Source organism: Rhizobium sp. RCC_161_2 (assembly GCF_041355235.1).
Lineage (GTDB): Bacteria > Pseudomonadota > Alphaproteobacteria > Rhizobiales > Rhizobiaceae > Rhizobium.
On record NZ_JBFUPL010000004.1, the window covers coordinates 148,618 to 166,108 of the forward strand.

The following is a 17,491-nucleotide window of genomic DNA, read 5'->3' on the forward strand; positions in this document are numbered from 1 at the left end:
CGCGCTCCTTCGGTTCGAGAGCATACCAAAGCAAAACGGGCGCCTCGCGGCGCCCGTCAGATCTTACTCGGCCGCAATGGCCGTTGGTCCCACATCATTGTGCGGAGGTTTCTCCTTACGCTTGCCGAAGCGGCCGACGAAGTCGTTCAGGCGGTTCATCTCCAGGAAGATGACCGGCGTGATGAACAGCGTCAGGATCTGCGAGACGACGAGACCACCGACGACGGCGATACCGAGCGGCTGGCGAAGCTCCGAGCTGGCACCGCCGCCAACGGCGATCGGGAGCGCGCCGAGCAGGGCGCAGAAGGTCGTCATCATGATCGGACGGAAGCGGCGGACGCAGGCTTCATGGATTGCTTCCGCGGGCGATATGCCGCTGGTCGATCGAAGCGTTTCCAGCGCCACGTCGATCATCATGATCGCGTTCTTCTTGACGATACCGATCAGCATCAAGAGGCCGATGAGCGCGATGATCGACAGGTCGAAACCGAAGAGCTTCAGGGCGAGTAGCGCGCCGAGGGCGGCTGCCGGCAGACCGGAAAGGATGGTCAGCGGGTGGATGAAGCTCTCATAGAGGACGCCGAGAACCACATAGATCGTCAGCACGGCGGCAAGGATCAAGTAAGGCGTGCTGCCCTGCGACTGCTGGAAGATCTGGGCGGTGCCGCCATAGGATGTAAACACATCCGCCGGCACATTGAGGTCCTTCTTGATCTGCTCGATCTGAGCGGTGGCGTCGCCGAGTGCCTCGCCCGCCGGCAGGTTGAAGGACACGGTGGTCGAAACAAGCTGTCCGGTCTGGTTGATGGTAACCGGGCCCGTCGTGCGTTGGACATGCGCGAAGTTCGACAGCGGGACGAGCGCGCCGCTTGCTGAGGCGATCTGGATCTCCTGAAGCTTCTGATCATCCCAGGGCTTGCTGGTGTCATATTCGACGATGACGTCGTAACTGTCGCCCGTGGACTGGATCTGGGCCGCGGCGTAACCGCCGAAGGCTTCTTCCAGTGTCGTGCGCAGCTGATTGTTGTTGATGCCGTAGGCCGCCGCCTTTTCGGTATCGACGACGATGTTGGCCTGAAGCGCGTTGTTCTGCTCGTCCGATGTCACGTCGGTAAAGCGCGGATCGCGACGCATGGTGTCTTCGATCTTGTTGGCCCAGAGGTTGGTCTGGTCAGCGCTCAGCGCCTGCACGACGAGCTGATACTGGCTGGCCGTCTGGCGGCCGCCGAAGCGCAGGCTCTGCTGCGGCGTGATGAAGGCCTTGAGACCGGCGATCTTACCGATGCTGGAGCGCAGTTCGCGCAACGTCTGATCCAGAGGCTCGCGCTGGTCCTTTGCCTTCAGCTCGACATACATCGTGCCATTGTTCAATGGCTGTCGAGCATTACCGCCGACGATCGACATGACATGGGCGACGGCGGAGTTTTGCTTGACGAGTGCGGCGGCCTGGTTCTGCAGGTCACGCATGGCCGGATAGGAAATATCCTGGCGGGCCTGGGTCGAGATCGTCAGCCGGCCGATATCCTCCGTTGGGAAGAAGCTCGCCGGCAGCGCCATGAACAGATAGACCGAGAGACCGATCGAGCCGAGGAAGCAGAGAAGAACGATGCCACGGTTGCGCAGGCACCAGGCGACACCCCGGTCATAGCCGCGCTGGGTCCAGTCGAAGCCGATGTTGAAGATACGCACGGGCAGCGGTGGCCGGCTGTGGCCGCCTGACAGGCGAGAGCTGAGCATCGGCGTGACGGTCAGCGAGACGATCGCCGAAGACACGATGGCGATGGCGACCACCATGCCGAATTCGTTGAAGATACGGCCGACGACGCCGCCCATCAAAAGGATCGGGATGAAGACGGCGATCAGCGAGATCGACATGGAGATGATGGTGTAGCTGACTTCCGCCGAGCCCTTGATGGCAGCCTGCAGCACCGGCATGCCTTCCTCGACATGCCGCAATATGTTTTCGAGCATGACGATGGCGTCGTCTACAACAAGGCCGACCGCGAGCGTCAGCCCCAGCAGGGAGATATTGTCGATACTGTATCCAAGCACATACATCATGCCGAAGGTCGAGATCAGCGACAAAGGCACGGCAAGGCCCGGAATGATCGTTGCCGTCAGATGGCCCGTAAAGAGATAGATGACCAGGACGACGAGGCCGATGGTCAGCAGCAGCGTGAACTTCACGTCGGAAATGGCGTCACGGATCGGCTGTGCCGAGTCGTTCATGATCGTCGTTTTCACCGAAGCCGGAATTTCCGCATGCAGTTGCGGCAGCTTGGCATTGATCGCATCGACCACATCGACGGTATTGGCATCCGGCTGGCGCTGGATGGCGAGGATGATCGCCCGCTTGCCGTCATACCAGGAGCCAGTATTGGTGTTCTCCACGCTATCCTGGACGTCGGCGACATCGCTCAGGTGGATCGGCGCGCCATTAGGATTGGCGATCACCAGCGAGCGGAATTCCTGGGCATTGGTGCGCTGGGTGTTCGCATTGACGGTCATGCTCTGCGAATCGTTCTGCAGAGTGCCGACCGGAACCTGACTGTTGGCGTTAACGAGCGCAGTGTTGACCGTGTCGATGCCAATGCCGCGGTTTTGCAGCTTGTTCGGGTCGACTTCAACGCGCACGGCGTAGGTCTGGGCGCCAAACACAGTCACTTCGGCGACGCCCGGAAGGGTCGACAGCGACGGCGAAATGATGTCCTCGGCGATCTCGTCAAGCTTGCTGCGCGGCATCGTATCGCTCTGCACGGCCAGCAGCATGATCGGCGCATCGGCCGGATTGGTCTTGCGGTAGCTCGGCGCGGTCGTCAGATTGTCGGGCAACTGGCGCGTCGCATGCGAGATCGCCGCCTGAACGTCGGCGGCGGCGGCGTCGATATCGCGGTTGAGGTCGAATTGCAGCACGATGCTCGTATTGCCGAGCGAGTTCGTCGACGAGATTTCGCTGATGCCGGGGATGGTTTCAAACTGCTTGATCAGCGGTGTCGAAACCGAGGTCGCCATGGTCTGCGGGGAGGCGCCAGTCAGCTGCGCGGAAACGTTGACAGTCGGAAAGTCGACCTGGGGCAGGGCTGCCACAGGCACGAGCTGGTAGCCAGCCAGGCCGGCCATGACCACACCCAGGGCCAGAAGTGTCGTCGCAACCGGCCGTTGGATACAGAAATTGGGGATCATTGCTGTGCTCCAACCGTGATCGTTTCGGTTTTCTGACCCGACGAACCGTCGGCCGAGGCAACATTCTGAGACTTGCCGTCGTTGAACTGTTCGACAACGCTCTGGCCGTCGTTGAGCTGCACCTGACCTTCGACCACGACGTGATCTCCTTCCGAAAGCCCCTTGGCGACGGCTGTGAAGCTACCGTTCTGGCGGGCGACGGTGACCGGCGTCATATGCACCTTGTTATCCTTGACGACGAAGGCGTAGAAGCCTTCGGCGCCAGGACTGATCGCGACCGTGGGCGCGACGATCACAGGCTGGTTGTTGTTGAAGTGCACGACGATATTGACCGATTGTCCGGGCCAGATGGCGCCATTGGCATTGTCGAACTTCGCCTTGGCGAGGATGGTGCCGGATGCGGCATCGACCTGATTGTCATAAAAGCTCATTGCGCCCTGGCGCGACTTGCCTTGCTCCGACCGCGGCACGGTGCTGACCGGCACGGAGCCGACCTGCATCGCTTCTTCCAGCTCGCGCAGATGGCTCTCCTGCAGGTGGAACTTGACGTAGATCGGATTGTACTGAGCGATCGATACAATCGCGGTGCCGGGGCTGACATAGGCGCCGACGCTGAGGGCGACGTCGCCGAGGCGGCCATTGTAGGGCGCGCGGATTTCGGTGTTCTCAAGCAGGACCTGATCGGATGCGAGCTGCGCCTTGTCACCGTTGACTGTCGCGGCCGCAGTATCGCGCGACGCGACGGCCTGATCCACCGTCTGCTGCGTGCCGGCTGTGTTCAACAGGCTTTTGGCACGCGTGAGGGCGGATTCGGCTTGGGTAAGAGTCGCCTGATCCTTGGCCAGCGTCGCCTGGTCCTTGTCGACTGCGGCCTGGGCCGTGCGTGGATCGAGCTTGGCGATCAGGTCGCCGGCTTTGACCATGGCACCGTCCTGAGCCTCGATCGAGACGATGATGCCGGACTCCTGCGCGGCGATCGTCGTCGTATCCTGCGCATCGGCCCAGCCGGTGGCAGTGACGTCGTTGGCCAACGACGTTTTCGTGACGGCGACGGTTTTGACGACAGTAGCTGCGGCCTGATGTTTGCCATGCCCGCCGGCATCCGCCGTCTTGGCGCTATCCTCGGTCTTGGCGGATGCCTTGTCGACGAAAGCGGACATAAAAGGAATACGGTCGCGGTAATTCCATACTGCAAAGGCGGCAATAACAAGAAGGCCAAGAGAGAGCCAAAATTTCTTCATATTTAAGAACCGGTCGAAGCGAGTTGCGGGAAATGCGATGACTTCGAAGTGGATTTATTGCGGCGCAAACAAAGACGGGTTTCGCTACAACTCCTCACATCGCCGTTACCGCTAACGTTCGGTAATTCTGTCCCTATAACGCGAATTCGTGAACGCTATTCCGCCGCAATTTACCACAGTTCGCGGTGGTGAAAAATTAAAGCTTGGAAAGCTTTGCCGGCGCGGGGCTCTTCGCAGCGCAGCAAATGATCGAAATGACTATTTTTTGATTGCCGCCATGTAATAAAAGCGAGGCGAAGCCGATTTTTGCTGCGTTTATCTTGAAACGGCGAGTCCCGTCGTCATGACGAGACTCGCCGTTACTCACGCAATTGTGTTGTCGTGTTCGGTTTCAGGGCGCGTTTCTAGCTCGTGCAAGTTGTCCTCTAGAGCGACCGTGCCGCGCCGCCGTCGCAACGGATCATCGAGCCGGTCACATAGCTTGCGGGTTCGCTGCAGAGAAAGGCCGCCGTGGCGGCAAATTCCTCGACGCGGCCGTAGCGGCCGGCGGGAATGCGCTGTTGCCGCTCGGCGCTGATATCTTCCAGGCTCTTGCCGCTGCGCTTGGCCGCTGCATTGTCGAGGTCGGCCAGCCGATCGGTGGCGATGCTGCCCGGCAGTAGCATGTTGACGGTGATCCCGTGCGCGGCCACTTCTGTCGCCAGCGTCTTGCTCCACCCGGCAAGGGCGGGGCGCAGCGTGTTGGACAGTGCCAGATTGGAGATCGGCTCGATGACGCCCGAGGAGGCGACGGTGAGGACACGCCCCCATCCTTGCGCCTTCATGCCTGGCAACAGCGTGTTGGTCAGCGTGATGATCCGCGCCACCATCGACAGGAAATAGGTCTCCAGCCGGTCGGCGGTCATGTCCTCCGTCGTCCCCGGCGTCGGCCCGCCACTATTATTGACGAGGATGTCGAGCCCGCCGAGCTTGTCGGTGACCGCCTTGCTGACCACCTCCACAAAGCTTTCATCGTTGAGGTCTGCCCAGATCCAGTCGGCCCGGCCTTTGCCCTCGGCATTGATGGCCTTGCAATTGGCTTCCAGCCGCTCGCCACTGCGACCGCAGAGCAGGACATTTGCTCCCTCGCGCGCCAACGCCACCGCGATGCCGTGACCCAGTCCCTTGGACGAGGCGAGAACCAGCGCCCGCTTTCCCTTGATGCCGAGATCCATCCTGTTCATCCTTCATGCTGTTTGAGTCTTTCAGGCAGAATTTATAGAGCGCTGCAAACCGCTTTTGAAAGTTGAATGCCAACAAACGACAGCGAAATACGGGTTAAAATATTGACGTTAACGTAAGCGTCATTTAACTTGATTGACGCGTTGGGTGAATTGGAGGATTGCCTGTCGCTTCCCGGCTCGACAATCCTCTCCCGTTTTGACAAGAGATAAACGAAATGGGGAAGACGCCCAAAGGGGACAAGGCCGCGCATCCGGTTCAATCGGACGCCTGGTCAATCGGAGAGAGTGAATGACTGACGCCAGTGAGCTGCCTGAACGCGAGAGCATGGAATTCGACGTTGTGATTGTCGGGGCAGGTCCTGCCGGGTTATCGGCGGCGATCCGTTTGAAGCAGGTCAATCCGGACCTGACCGTCGTCGTGCTCGAAAAAGGGGCTGAGGTCGGGGCACATATCCTGTCGGGCGCTGTCGTCGATCCTGTTGGTATCGATCGCCTGCTGCCCGGCTGGCGTGAGGAGGAGGGACATCCCTTCAAGACCGAGGTGACGGCCGATCACTTCCTGCTGCTAGGCCCCGCCGGTTCCGTCCGCTTGCCGAATTTCGCCATGCCGCCGCTGATGAACAATCACGGCAATTATATCGTCTCGCTCGGCAATGTCTGTCGCTGGCTCGCCGAAAAGGCGGAGGCGCTGGGCGTCGATATCTATCCCGGCTTTGCCGCGACTGAAGTGCTCTATAATGACGACGGCGCCGTCATCGGTGTCGCCACCGGCGATATGGGCATCGAGAAGAATGGCGAACCCGGCCCGAACTATACGCGCGGTATGGAGCTGCTCGGCAAATATGTGCTGATCGGCGAAGGCGTGCGCGGCTCGCTCGCCAAGCAGCTGATTGCCAAGTTCGATCTGTCCAGGGATCGCGAGCCCCAGAAGTTCGGCATCGGCATCAAGGAGCTCTGGCAGGTCAAGCCCGAGAACCACAAGCAGGGTCTCGTGCAGCACTCCTTCGGCTGGCCGCTCGGCATGAAGACCGGCGGCGGTTCCTTCCTCTATCATCTGGAAGACAACCTCGTTGCCGTCGGCTTCGTCGTGCACCTCAACTACAAGAACCCCTATCTCTTCCCCTTCGAGGAATTCCAGCGCTTCAAGACGCATCCGGCGATCCGTGGCACCTTCGAGGGCGGCAAGCGCATTTCCTATGGCGCTCGTGCCATCACAGAGGGCGGCTACCAGTCCGTGCCGAAGCTGTCATTCCCCGGCGGCGCGCTGATCGGCTGTTCGGCCGGCTTCGTCAACGTTCCCCGCATCAAGGGCAGCCACAATGCGGTGCTGTCGGGCATGCTGGCTGCCGACAAGATTGCAGACGCAATCGCCGCGGGTCGCGCCAATGACGAAGTCATCGAGATCGAGAACGAATGGCGCGCAAGCGACATCGGCAAGGATCTGAAGCGCGTGCGCAACGTCAAGCCGCTGTGGTCGAAGTTCGGCACGGCGGTCGGCGTGGCCCTTGGTGGCCTCGACATGTGGACGAACCAGCTTTTCGGCTTCTCCTTCTTCGGCACGCTGAAGCACGGCAAGACCGATGCCCAGTCGCTGGAGCCGGCCGCGCAACACAAGAAGATCGACTATCCGAAGCCGGATGGCGTCCTCACTTTCGACCGTCTCTCCTCGGTGTTCCTGTCGAACACCAATCACGAGGAAGACCAGCCGGTTCATCTGAAGGTCAAGGATATGGCTCTCCAGAGGAATTCGGAGCACGATATCTTTGCTGGTCCGTCGACCCGCTACTGTCCGGCAGGTGTCTATGAATGGATGGAGAAGGACGGCGAGGAAACCTACGTCATCAACGCCCAGAACTGCGTCCACTGCAAGACCTGCGACATCAAGGACCCGAACCAGAACATCAACTGGGTCCCGCCGCAGGGCGGCGAGGGACCGGTCTATCCGAATATGTGATGGGGATGGAGGAGGCCGGGCGGGACATCTACGAGATACGCTTGGCCCGCGCGGACGAACTGTACCTGCTGGCCGCCATCGAGATTGACGCTTTCTGGGCACTGCACGATGCCGGCGCGGTCGCCTGTGAACCGACATCCTTGCCGATCGGCGTGCTCCGGCAATCCCTGGAGACGGATCTGTTGTTCGTTGCAGCCGATGCGCTGGACCAGCCGTTCGGCTTCCTTGCCGGTATCGTGATGGCCGATACCGTCCATATTGCCGAGATCGATGTTATCCGGCATTGGCAGAAAAAGGGCGTCGGACGCCGCTTGATGCAAGCCATGATCGAGGCTGCGCGGAGGCGCGGCGCATCGGGTGTCACGCTGACGACGGATCGCCATGTGCCCTTCAACGCGCCATTCTATGTCTCGCTTGGATTCCGCATGTTGGACGACGGCGAGAGGTCGGCGGAGCTATCGCGGATCCTGGAAAGGGAGGTCGAGCACGGCGCCGACCCGGCCCGGCGGGTTGCGATGGCGCTGTGGTTCTGAGCTATAATGGTGCGGCAATTCTGAGGTTTTCGGTAACGCGCTGAAGTCGTTTGTCGCGCGTCCAAAGATAGGTTCCTGGTGTCAGCATCGCGGCTGCGGCGAGATGAGCATCGACATAACCTATCCCCGCACCCTGCAATTTGTTGGTCCGGATGAAATAAAGGACGTCATCATCCGACGCCTTTGCAATCTGGTACAGGCGGCTCAGGCTTCGCATCACAAGATCATATTGCCGCAGATTTCCAAGGCTGATCTCGCCGACGACGAAGGGGTGAATAAGAACTTGTTTCTGCTCCAACAGAGATTGGAGCCGCATGTCCAGCGAATGAAAATGATCGATCCAGATCGATGTATCGACCAGGATCATTCGACGCCAAACTGACGACGGGGCGGAGCCGTAATATCCGGTTCCGTGCCGCCAAGACGTATAAGGGTTCTGGCGGCTTCGCGTTCCACAAGGGCCTTCAATGCTTCACGCAGGATCGCTGAAGTCTCGGCCAAGCCCGTAACCTCGCGTGCATCCGCGAGCAATTTGTCGTCGATGGCTACCGTGGTCCGCATTGATATGCTCCTTTGTCATCAAAATTAGCATCAGATGATGTCGCTTTCAATGCCGAAGGCTGCCAATGGCAGCCTTCCACGCAGTCTCTTTGCAGTGTCCTTACTTCCGTGACAGCAGCCCCGTCGATAGCGCAACACCCAATCCTGTAACCACCGCCGCCGAGATCTCGGCCATGCCAAGCGGCTCGCCCAGCAGCAGCCCGCCGCCGAAGGTGGCAAGCACCGGGGTGATCGCGGTGAAGGCGGCGGCCTGCGTACCGCCGAGGGCCTGGACGGCAAGACCGTAGGCCAGGGTGGCGGCGAGGCCGGAGAGCAGGCCCTGGCTCACGACCTGCAGCCCGATTTCAGGCAGCGGGATGGAGGCGAGCGAGCTGCCGAAGATGAAAGCCAGCACGACATGGATGAGGAAGGACCAGACGGCGATGATGGCGCTCGACTGGAAGGCGTTCAGGCCGGAGCGGCGGAAGGCGTGGGTATAGCCGGCCCAGAGCAGCGCGCCGAGCGGCAGCAGGGTGAAGCTGATCCAGGATACCTCGGCGCCGGAAAGGCTGCGCACCAGTAGGATGACGACGCCGGCGACGATGCCGCCAAGGCCAAGCCAGCGGGTGATATCCGGGCGCTCACGAAACAGCAGCACACCGATCAGCGCCGCTGCGAGCGGCATCGAGCCGCCGAGCAGGATGCCGGCCGAGGCGGCGGGCGTGAAGTGAATGGCGAAGGTGGTCAATTGGAAGAACAGCGCCCCCGAGCCGCAGACCATCAGCGCCAGAAGCTTCAGCGGCACGCCCTTCGGCAGCAGGCCGGTGCGCAGCCAGACGGGGGAGAGTACCAGCGCCGGAATACCGTAACGGATCAGGCCGAGGTCGATCGTGCTCATCTGCGTTTCAGCGGTGTGGCGGGTGGCCAGGATCCAGTTGGCCCATATGAGCACGGTGATGATGGCGCCGGCATAACCGATCGCGGTGGGCATCGTCTTGCGGGAGGAGAAAGCCAAAGTGGTCATCGACATATCCTTTCTAACCGTCCGGATCATCATCCGGTTGAGGAAAAGATAGCGCCGGAGGCCGAGGCATGTCCTTGCTAGTTATAGCTCTAGAAACATGCTATGGGCAATAATCTGCCAATATGGGCAATTGGATTTCGCAAAAATGCCAAAACTGGATAAATTCGATATTGCCATCCTCAACTGCCTGCAGGAGGATGCGCGCGCCACCAATGTCGAGATCGCAGAGAAGGTGAATTTATCGCCGTCGCCGTGCTTGAGGCGCATCCGCAATCTGGAAAAATCCGGTCTGCTGCGCGGCTATCGCGCCGATATCGACCGCAAGGAGGCAGGTCTTGGCCTGACGGTTTTCGTCGAGCTCAAGGTTGGGCATCACTCGAAGGAGAATTCCGAGGCGCAGCAGGCGGCACTGCTCGCTATACCGGAAGTCGTCGCCTGCCATTTGATTTCAGGAACGGCCGACTTTCTGGCCGAGGTCGTGGTGGAAGATCTTGCTGCCTATGAAAAAGTCATGTCGGAAAAGCTTCTGGTGCTTCCGGGCGTCGTCGATCTGCGCTCGAACTTCGCGATCCGCACCCTCAAGACCAACGGCGCTCTGAAACTGCCCCAGCCGGTCTGAAATGAAAAAGGGGCCGTCGTCGGCCCCTTCGATATCAGGATCTCGACTAGCCTCAGAGCATCGTGCCGCTGAGGATCAGCAGCGCGACCGAGAAATAGATCACCAGACCGGTCACATCCACCAACGTTGCGACGGCGGGAGCCGATGCGCTGGCCGGATCAAGCCGCAGCCTCTGCAGCAGGAATGGCAGCATCGAACCGGCAAGCGAGCCGAATGTGACGATACCGATCAGCGCGGCGAAGACGGTCAGACCGACCAATTGCCAGTGCGGACCGTAGTCGAACAGGCCGATCGTCTGCCAAAGCACGACGCGGGCGAAGCCGACGAGGCCGAGGATGGAGCCGAGCACCATGCCGGTCGGCAGTTCACGCAGGGCGACACGCCACCAATCCGAAAGCTTGAGTTCGCCGAGCGCCAGCGCCCGGATGATCAGCGAGGTCGCCTGCGAGCCGGAATTACCGCCCGAGCTCATGATCAGCGGGATGAACAGCGTCAGCACGACGGCTTTTTCCAGCTCGCCTTCGAAATGCTGCATGGCACTTGCCGTCAGCATTTCGCCGAGAAAGAGGGCGGCGAGCCAGCCGGCGCGCTTGCGGATCATGCCGGCAAAGCCGATCTTCATATAGGGCTGGCCAAGGGCTTCCATGCCGCCAAATCTTTGGGCTGCTTCCGTGGTGTCGGCAATCATCGTGTCGATGACGTCATCGACTGTGACGATGCCGAGCATGCGACAGTTTTCGTCGACAACCGGCAGCGCGAGCAGGTCATGGCGACGGATCAGACGGGCGACATCCTCCTGCTTCATCAGTGCGGGCGCGGTGACGGGCGTGCCCTTCTGCGCGACTGTCAGGATGCAGGCGTCAGGTTCGCCGGTGATGAGGCGGCGCAGTGTCACGACATGCAGCAGCGCCTGCGTTTCGTCGTCCAGCACATAGATCGCATAGACGGTTTCGCGGGAGCGCTCGACCTGGCGAACATGGTTGAGCGTCTGGGCAACGGTCCAGCTGGCGGATACGCTGACGAATTCCGTCGTCATGATGCCGCCGGCTGTGCGCGGCGGGTAGCCCATCAGGCCTTGGATCGCAACGCGAACTGGCTCATCGAGGGTGGCAAACAGCCGGGCACGCGCGTCAGCGTCCAGCTCCAGCAGGACGTCGGCCACGCGGTCGTTGGACATGCCGTGCAACAGCCGTGCGGCGTCGGCATTGCTCATGACCTCAAGAATGGCGGAGGCGTTGCGCAGTTCCGGCCGGTCGAGGATACGCACGGCGCGTTCCTCTGGCATTTTGGCGAGGATGCGTGCGGCTTCTTTCGCGTCGATCGCGTTCAGCGACTCGACACGTTCCGCGATGGTGACGGCGCGGTTGTTATTAATGAATGCACGAGCGGCGTTGCCGGCCCGCATGGGAAAGCTGTTGATGTTCATTATAGCTCGCCTTTCCAGTCGATCTGCCGTCGCGGCGGATCGTGGCGAGCCGACAGGAGTCGGTTAATGCACGAAGGCCACTGACGGCAAAGGCAATCGACTACTACTGTCGCTAGGCATCGTAAGATGGCTCCGGTTAATCGGTATGGAAAACCCTGTTCCCCACATGCGGCAGAAGTCGCTCCGAAGTGGCGAAAAGTCAAGTGGCGGAGACGGTTAATGCCATAATGTCGCAGAAAAAATTCGATTGCGCGGCCAACGGCTTTTGCATTGCAGCAATCACTATTTCAGAAGGGCCAAAAATGGCTTGGCCGGGCGTTCTGCACCCGGCCGTTTGAGCGAAGGAATGAGCCTCAGAAACCGGCCAGGACGACCTTGCCCTTCATCTTGCCGGTCTCGACCAACCCATGTGCCTTCTTCAGATTGGCAGCGTTGATCGTGCCCAGCGTTTCGGTGAGTGTCGTGCGGATCTTGCCGGCATCGACCAGTTCGGCAATCTTGGTCAGCAGCCTGTGCTGCTCGATCATGTCCGCCGTATTGAAGAGCGGGCGGGTGAACATCATCTCCCAATGGATCGAGATCGCCTTGCGCTTAAAGGGGACGATATCGAGCACCTTCGGATCGTCGATCAGCCCCAAGCGGCCCTGTGGCGCGATGATCTCCAGGATCGAGGCAATGTGATCGCTGGTGTTGGTGGTCGCGAAGACGAAGGCCGGGGCGCCGATGCCAAGGGCTTCAATCTGTGGGGCCAATGGCTTGGAGTGATCGATGACGTGGTGGGCGCCGAGCTCCTTCACCCAGGCCTGGGTTTCCGGCCGCGAGGCGGTGGCAATCACGGTCAGGCCGGTGAGCGCCCGGGCGATCTGGATGGCGATCGAGCCGACGCCGCCGGCACCGCCGATGATCAGAATGGCATTGTCCGCGCCCGGAACCGGATCCTGAACCTTCAGGCGATCGAACAGGGTTTCATAGGCGGTGATCGAGGTCAGCGGCAGGGCAGCAGCAGCGGCGAAATCAAGGCTCTTCGGCTTGGCGCCGACAATGCGCTCGTCCACCAGATGAAACTCGGCATTCGAGCCGCCGCGATTGATGGCGCCGGCGTAGAAAACCTCGTCGCCGGGTTTGAACATGGTGACATCGGGACCGACTGCCTTGACGACACCGGCGGCATCCCAGCCGAGCACCTTGTATTCGCCCTCGGCGGGGGCGGCGCTGGCACGGACTTTGATATCGACCGGATTGACGGAGACAGCCTTGATTTCGACCAGGAGATCGCGGCCCTTGGCTTCAGGTGTCGGGAGGTCGATGTCGAGAAGCGAGGTCTCGGCGGAAATGGGCTGCGGGATCTTGTAGGCGACGGCACGCATGGCAAAGCTCCTATATTCGTTGCACAGGATCCAGATGCGTCTTATGATCGGAAGATACAAGAATGCACAAATTATGTACGTAGTACCTAAAAGGATACTGTCGATGTCGCTGCCCCGCGCCAAGCTCGTCGAGAATTTCCCCGGTTGCCCGGTCGAGGCGACGCTGAGCCTGCTTGATGGCAAGTGGAAAGGCGTAATCCTGTTCCATCTGATGGAAGGAACGCTGCGCTTCAATGAAATCCGCCGAAAGCTGCCATCGGTGACGCAGCGCATGCTGACGAAGCAGCTACGGGAACTGGAAGTGTCCGGGCTAGTGTCGCGTACCGTTTTCCCGGTCGTGCCGCCGCGCGTCGACTATGCGCTGACGCCGCTTGGCGCCAGCCTGGAGCCGATCATCAAGGCGATGGCCGTCTGGGGTGAGGAAAATGTCCTCTGCCATACCGGCATGCAGCAGGTGCGGCTTTCGCCAGCCTCAGGCGTTCCGGCTATTGCGCTCTAGGGCAACTGATATCCCGAAGACGACGAGGCCGAGGACGGAGAGCACCGCCCCGACATAGCCGGTCGCGGCGGCAGTGAAGCCCCAGGCGATCACCATGCCACCGAGCCAGGCGCCGAGCGCATTGGCGATATTGAAGGCGGAATGATTGGAGGCGGCGGCGAGCGTCTGCGCGTCGGCCGCGACATCCATCAGTCGCGTCTGCACGGCGGGGCAGGCGGCAAAGCCGCAGCCGATCAGGAAGACACAGAGACAGAGCATGACCGGATTGGCGGCGGTGAGCGAAAACAGCGTCATGACGATGACGTTGAAGACCATCATGCCGCCGATCGTGCCCTTGATCGATAGATCGCCGAGGCGCGAGCCGACGACGTTGCCGACATTCATACCGATGCCGAAGAGCGCCAGGACCACGGGCACCATCGCGGTTCCCAGACCGGCAACTTGCGTCGTCGTCGTTGCGACATAGCTGAAGACCGAGAACATGCCGCCGAAGCCGACGGCGGCGATGCCGAGCGTCAGCCAGACCTGAATGCGCTTGAGTGCGCCGAGTTCGCGGGTGATGCTGGCGCCTTCTTCAACCCGGTCCTTGGGCAGGAACAGGGCGATCAGCAGCATGGTCGCAAGGCCGATGCCGCCGACCAGCATGAAGGCCGCGCGCCAATTCAGGATCTGGCCGAGGAAGGTGGCGATCGGCGTGCCGATCAGGGTGGCGATGGTGAGGCCGAGCATGACTTGGCCGACGGCGCGGACGCGGCGATGAACCGGCACCATCGAGGCGGCAACAAGCGCTGCAACACCGAAATAGGCGCCATGCGGCAGGCCAGTGATGAAACGCAGGGCCGCGAAGCTTTCGAAGGTCGGAGCAAACGCGCTGGAAATGTTGCCGGCGGCAAAAATCGCCATCATCAGCAAAAGCAGCGTGCGCCGCGCCATCTTGGCGGCGAGAATGGCGATGATCGGCGCACCAACGACGACACCGAGCGCATAGGCGCTGATGACATGGCCCGCCTGCGGGGTCGTGACGCCAAATGCGTCGGCGACATTCGGCAACAGGCCCATGATAACGAATTCACCGGTGCCGATGCCGAAGCTGCCGACCGCGAGAGCCAGGGTGACGAGCGCGATCGCGGCGCGCGACGGCGCCTCGAGGACAGATTGGGAATCGATGACATCGGCAGTGATATCGCTCACGAAAACTCCAAGGCAGCAATTATGTGCAAGTGCTGCGAGGCAGGCAGCGAAACCCGGCATGCAGGGATCGAGCACAGCATAGAAACTGAAAAGATCGGAAAGGCACGAACATGCCCTAATCGATTATATTAGTCAGGGCTGCACCTCTGTCGCGTGCATTTTTTGCAGTGCAGCATATCGCCTCGTGCATACGTGTTCGCGCAGCCTTGCCCATCTGCCGCCTTCCGTGTTGCTCACAAGCGGCACTGATTGCTTGAAATCGCTCCGCTTGGAACCATCTGTGAAGGAGCAGGCGTGGGGATCAGCTCCTTCCTGGGACCCAATTGGTGGGAAAACCGAGAGCATTGATGAAACTGATCGGCTTTTTCAACCGCGATGGCGGTACGTTCAAAACCACTGATATGGCCGCCTATGAAAAGAAGGCGGAACAGGTTTTCCGCGATGCCGGCCATGATTTCGAGGGTCTGGTGGTCTCGGGCGGTGAAGTGGTGGCGGCGATGGAGCGCGCGGGACGGCGCGACGATATCGACGGTATCGTTGCCGGCGGCGGTGACGGCACGATTTCAGCCGCGGCGTCCGTCGCCTGGAAAAACGGTGTCGCGCTCGGCGTCATTCCGGCCGGAACCATGAATCTCTTTGCGCGCTCGCTGAAACTGCCGCTCGATATTTGGCAGGTGTTGGACGTGCTGGCGACCGGCGAGGTCGAGCAGGTGGATATCGGCAGCGCCAACGGGCGGCCCTTCATCCATCAGTTTTCCGCCGGCCTGCATGCGCGGCTGGTCCGCTATCGCAACGGCTACACCTACCGCTCGCGCATCGGCAAGATGTCGGCCAGCACCCGCGCCGCTTTCGGTGTCGTGTTCAACCCTCCGGAGTTTGCCGTCGATTTCGAGGCGGAGGGCGTTCGCGAGCACCGGCATGTCTCGGCGATTTCGGTCTCCAACAATCCCTTCGGCGCCAACGCGCTGCTCTATGCCGACGATCTGCGCGGCGGCGAGCTCGGCTTCTACACGGCAAGGCCCCTGCGGCCGCTGGGCGTGGCGCGGCTTGCCGTCGATATGCTGCGCGGCCGTTTCCGCGAGAACGCCGATGTCATGGTCATGCATACGCAGGAAGTACATCTGCATTTCCCGAAGCTGCGCAGCCTCGCCAATTGCGTCATGGACGGCGAGCTGCTGCCGCTGCAACGCGATGTCACGCTCAAGCTGCATGCCGGTGAGCTGAAGGTGATGATCAGGCAGGGCACGGCCGCGCGCGCTGCCGAGGAAGAGGCGATCCGCAGTGCGGCCGTCTGAAGTTCTTCAGAGACGCGGCAGATAGGTCCGATAATCGAAATCGGACACGGTGCGCAGGTGGCTGATCGCTTCCTTGTGCTTGGTGTCGCCATAGAGCTTCTGATACCGCTCTCCGAAAATATCGGCGACAAAAGGGGAGGCGCTGAAGCGCTCCACGGCGGTCAGGAAATCATGCGTCAGCCGTGGCGCGTCGGCCGGCCCATGGTTTGGTTTTGTCTCTTCGCCGGGATCGAGATCGTTCTTCAATCCCAGCAGCATGCCGCCAAGGATCGCGGCCAGCATCAGGTAGGGATTGGCATCGGCCCCGGCGACGCGGTGTTCGATGCGCGCAGCCGGCCCATCCTTCTCGGGGATGCGTATGGCGGTCCCGCGATGGCCATAGCCCCAGGTAAGGTCCACGGGCGCGAAGGAGTCCGGCTGAAAGCGGCGATAGGAATTGGCATAGGGCGCAAAGACCAGCTGCGCATCCAATAGCGTCTGCAGCAGGCCGGCAGAGAGCGATTTCAGTTTCACCGGCTCGCCGCCCTTAGCGTCGAGAATATTGCGGCCCTTGCTGTCGATAATGCTGGCATGCACATGCAGGCCCGAACCGGCATGGTCGGTATAGGGTTTCGCCATGTAGGTCGATTTCAGGCCGTGCTTGCGCGCCGCCTGTTCTGCCACCCGCTTCAGCAGGATGCAGTCGTCGGCGGCCGCCAGCGCGTCTGGGCGATGCAGCAGATTGACCTCGAATTGGCCGGGACCGAATTCCGCCGTCGTCGCATCCGCCGGCAGGCCCTGCGCCTTGGCATAGGCGCGCAGGGTTTCCAGATAGTCGCCGAGCAGGTCGACAGCATCCATATCGTAAAGCTGGTAACCGTTCGGCTCGCCGCGATACATCAGCGCCGGCGGCGGCGAGGGGGTGCCGCGCTCGCGCCAGTCGCCGGCAAGCAGATAGAATTCCAGCTCGGTCGCGACCACGGGCGTCAGTCCGAGCGCCTTGTAGCGTTCGAGGACAGAGGCGAGGATCGCGCGCGGGTCCTGAAAGCTCGGGCTGCCGTCCAGCTCATGCATGGTGGCCAGCACCTGCTTCGATCCCGGTGGCGCCCAGGGCATGTCGGCGAGCGTGCGCGGGTCGATGACACAAGTGCCATCGGGGTCGCCGATGGTCATCGACAGGCCGGTGATCTCGTCGTTGTCATAGCCCCAGATATCAAGCGATTGCGTCGAGGTCGGCAGGCGTACCGCGCCGCTCAAGACTTTCTTTTCGGCTTCGATGGGGATCTGCTTGCCGCGAAGGCGGCCATTCATGTCGGCGATCAGCACTTCGATGCGTGCTAGTCCCTTGGTCGCGTTGTCAGCCGCCATGCCCTTGTCATTCCCCGATGCTCACGTCATGGTCGTAAACGATCGAAGC

The 17,491-nt window shown here is 61.1% G+C and carries 15 protein-coding genes; 5 read left to right on the forward strand and 10 right to left on the reverse strand.

Annotation, left to right across the window (positions count from 1 at the left end; genetic code table 11):
- Positions 1-63 precede the first annotated feature (63 nt).
- The 3 genes from AB6803_RS12315 to AB6803_RS12325 form a co-directional block, all read right to left on the reverse strand.
- Positions 64-3,183, reverse strand: a complete 3,120-nt coding sequence (locus tag AB6803_RS12315) for an efflux RND transporter permease subunit (RefSeq protein WP_371109157.1) — start codon at positions 3,181-3,183, stop codon at positions 64-66.
- Entirely contained in the window at positions 3,180-4,424 is a 1,245-nt protein-coding gene (locus tag AB6803_RS12320; RefSeq protein WP_371109158.1) for an efflux RND transporter periplasmic adaptor subunit, read from the reverse strand. The genes AB6803_RS12315 and AB6803_RS12320 overlap by 4 nt, the downstream gene beginning before the upstream one ends.
- 425 nt (positions 4,425-4,849) lie before the next feature.
- A complete protein-coding gene (locus AB6803_RS12325; protein ID WP_371109159.1) occupies positions 4,850-5,638 on the reverse strand; it encodes an SDR family oxidoreductase in 789 nt (262 codons plus the stop codon).
- A 298-nt stretch (positions 5,639-5,936) separates the two neighbouring features.
- Between AB6803_RS12325 and AB6803_RS12330 the strand changes: the two genes are divergently transcribed.
- Positions 5,937-7,601: an electron transfer flavoprotein-ubiquinone oxidoreductase gene (locus AB6803_RS12330; RefSeq protein WP_371109160.1), complete on the forward strand. Its 1,665-nt coding sequence runs from the start codon at positions 5,937-5,939 to the stop codon at positions 7,599-7,601.
- Positions 7,602-7,606: 5 nt separating this feature from the next.
- The gene (locus tag AB6803_RS12335; RefSeq protein WP_371109518.1) at positions 7,607-8,134 is read left to right on the forward strand and encodes a GNAT family N-acetyltransferase; all 528 of its coding nucleotides are present in this window, start codon (positions 7,607-7,609) and stop codon (positions 8,132-8,134) included.
- Position 8,135: 1 nt separating this feature from the next.
- On the opposite strand, the gene AB6803_RS12340 is transcribed toward AB6803_RS12335, so the two are convergent.
- The 3 genes from AB6803_RS12340 to AB6803_RS12350 all read right to left on the reverse strand — a co-directional run bounded on the left by AB6803_RS12340 (position 8,136) and on the right by AB6803_RS12350 (position 9,698).
- Positions 8,136-8,501, reverse strand: coding sequence for a type II toxin-antitoxin system VapC family toxin (locus AB6803_RS12340; protein WP_371109161.1), 366 nt, complete (start codon positions 8,499-8,501; stop codon positions 8,136-8,138).
- On the reverse strand, positions 8,498-8,695 hold the full coding sequence (locus tag AB6803_RS12345; protein WP_371109162.1) for a type II toxin-antitoxin system VapB family antitoxin: 198 nt from the start codon (positions 8,693-8,695) through the stop codon (positions 8,498-8,500). Before AB6803_RS12345 ends, AB6803_RS12340 begins: the two co-directional genes overlap by 4 nt.
- Before the next feature lie 100 nt (positions 8,696-8,795).
- On the reverse strand, positions 8,796-9,698 hold the full coding sequence (locus tag AB6803_RS12350) for a DMT family transporter (RefSeq protein ID WP_371109163.1): 903 nt from the start codon (positions 9,696-9,698) through the stop codon (positions 8,796-8,798).
- Positions 9,699-9,795: 97 nt separating this feature from the next.
- Between AB6803_RS12350 and AB6803_RS12355 the strand changes: the two genes are divergently transcribed.
- Positions 9,796-10,317 carry an Lrp/AsnC family transcriptional regulator gene (locus AB6803_RS12355; protein WP_371109164.1) on the forward strand — a complete coding sequence of 174 codons (522 nt, stop codon included), beginning with the start codon at positions 9,796-9,798 and terminating at the stop codon, positions 10,315-10,317.
- Between the two features lie 52 nt (positions 10,318-10,369).
- Here the strand turns inward: AB6803_RS12355 and mgtE are convergent, their stop codons facing one another.
- A complete protein-coding gene (gene mgtE, locus AB6803_RS12360) occupies positions 10,370-11,743 on the reverse strand; it encodes a magnesium transporter (RefSeq protein WP_371109165.1) in 1,374 nt (457 codons plus the stop codon).
- Positions 11,744-12,096: 353 nt separating this feature from the next.
- On the reverse strand, positions 12,097-13,110 hold the full coding sequence (locus AB6803_RS12365) for a zinc-binding alcohol dehydrogenase family protein (RefSeq protein ID WP_371109166.1): 1,014 nt from the start codon (positions 13,108-13,110) through the stop codon (positions 12,097-12,099).
- 103 nt (positions 13,111-13,213) lie between these two features.
- Between AB6803_RS12365 and AB6803_RS12370 the strand changes: the two genes are divergently transcribed.
- Complete coding sequence (locus tag AB6803_RS12370; protein WP_371109167.1) at positions 13,214-13,609, forward strand: winged helix-turn-helix transcriptional regulator; 396 nt, start codon at positions 13,214-13,216, stop codon at positions 13,607-13,609.
- Here AB6803_RS12370 and AB6803_RS12375 read toward each other — a convergent pair.
- Positions 13,583-14,800 (reverse strand): MFS transporter, encoded by a 1,218-nt coding sequence (locus AB6803_RS12375; RefSeq protein ID WP_371109168.1) that lies wholly within the window; start codon positions 14,798-14,800, stop codon positions 13,583-13,585. The two genes, AB6803_RS12370 and AB6803_RS12375, sit on opposite strands and share 27 nt — an antisense overlap.
- Positions 14,801-15,147: 347 nt before the next feature.
- Here AB6803_RS12375 and AB6803_RS12380 point away from each other — a divergent pair, with 347 nt between their 5' ends.
- Complete coding sequence (locus AB6803_RS12380) at positions 15,148-16,095, forward strand: diacylglycerol kinase family protein (protein ID WP_371109169.1); 948 nt, start codon at positions 15,148-15,150, stop codon at positions 16,093-16,095.
- Between the two features lie 6 nt (positions 16,096-16,101).
- Here the strand turns inward: AB6803_RS12380 and AB6803_RS12385 are convergent, their stop codons facing one another.
- Positions 16,102-17,442 carry a glutamine synthetase family protein gene (locus AB6803_RS12385; RefSeq protein ID WP_371109170.1) on the reverse strand — a complete coding sequence of 447 codons (1,341 nt, stop codon included), beginning with the start codon at positions 17,440-17,442 and terminating at the stop codon, positions 16,102-16,104.
- Positions 17,443-17,491: the final 49 nt, after the last annotated feature.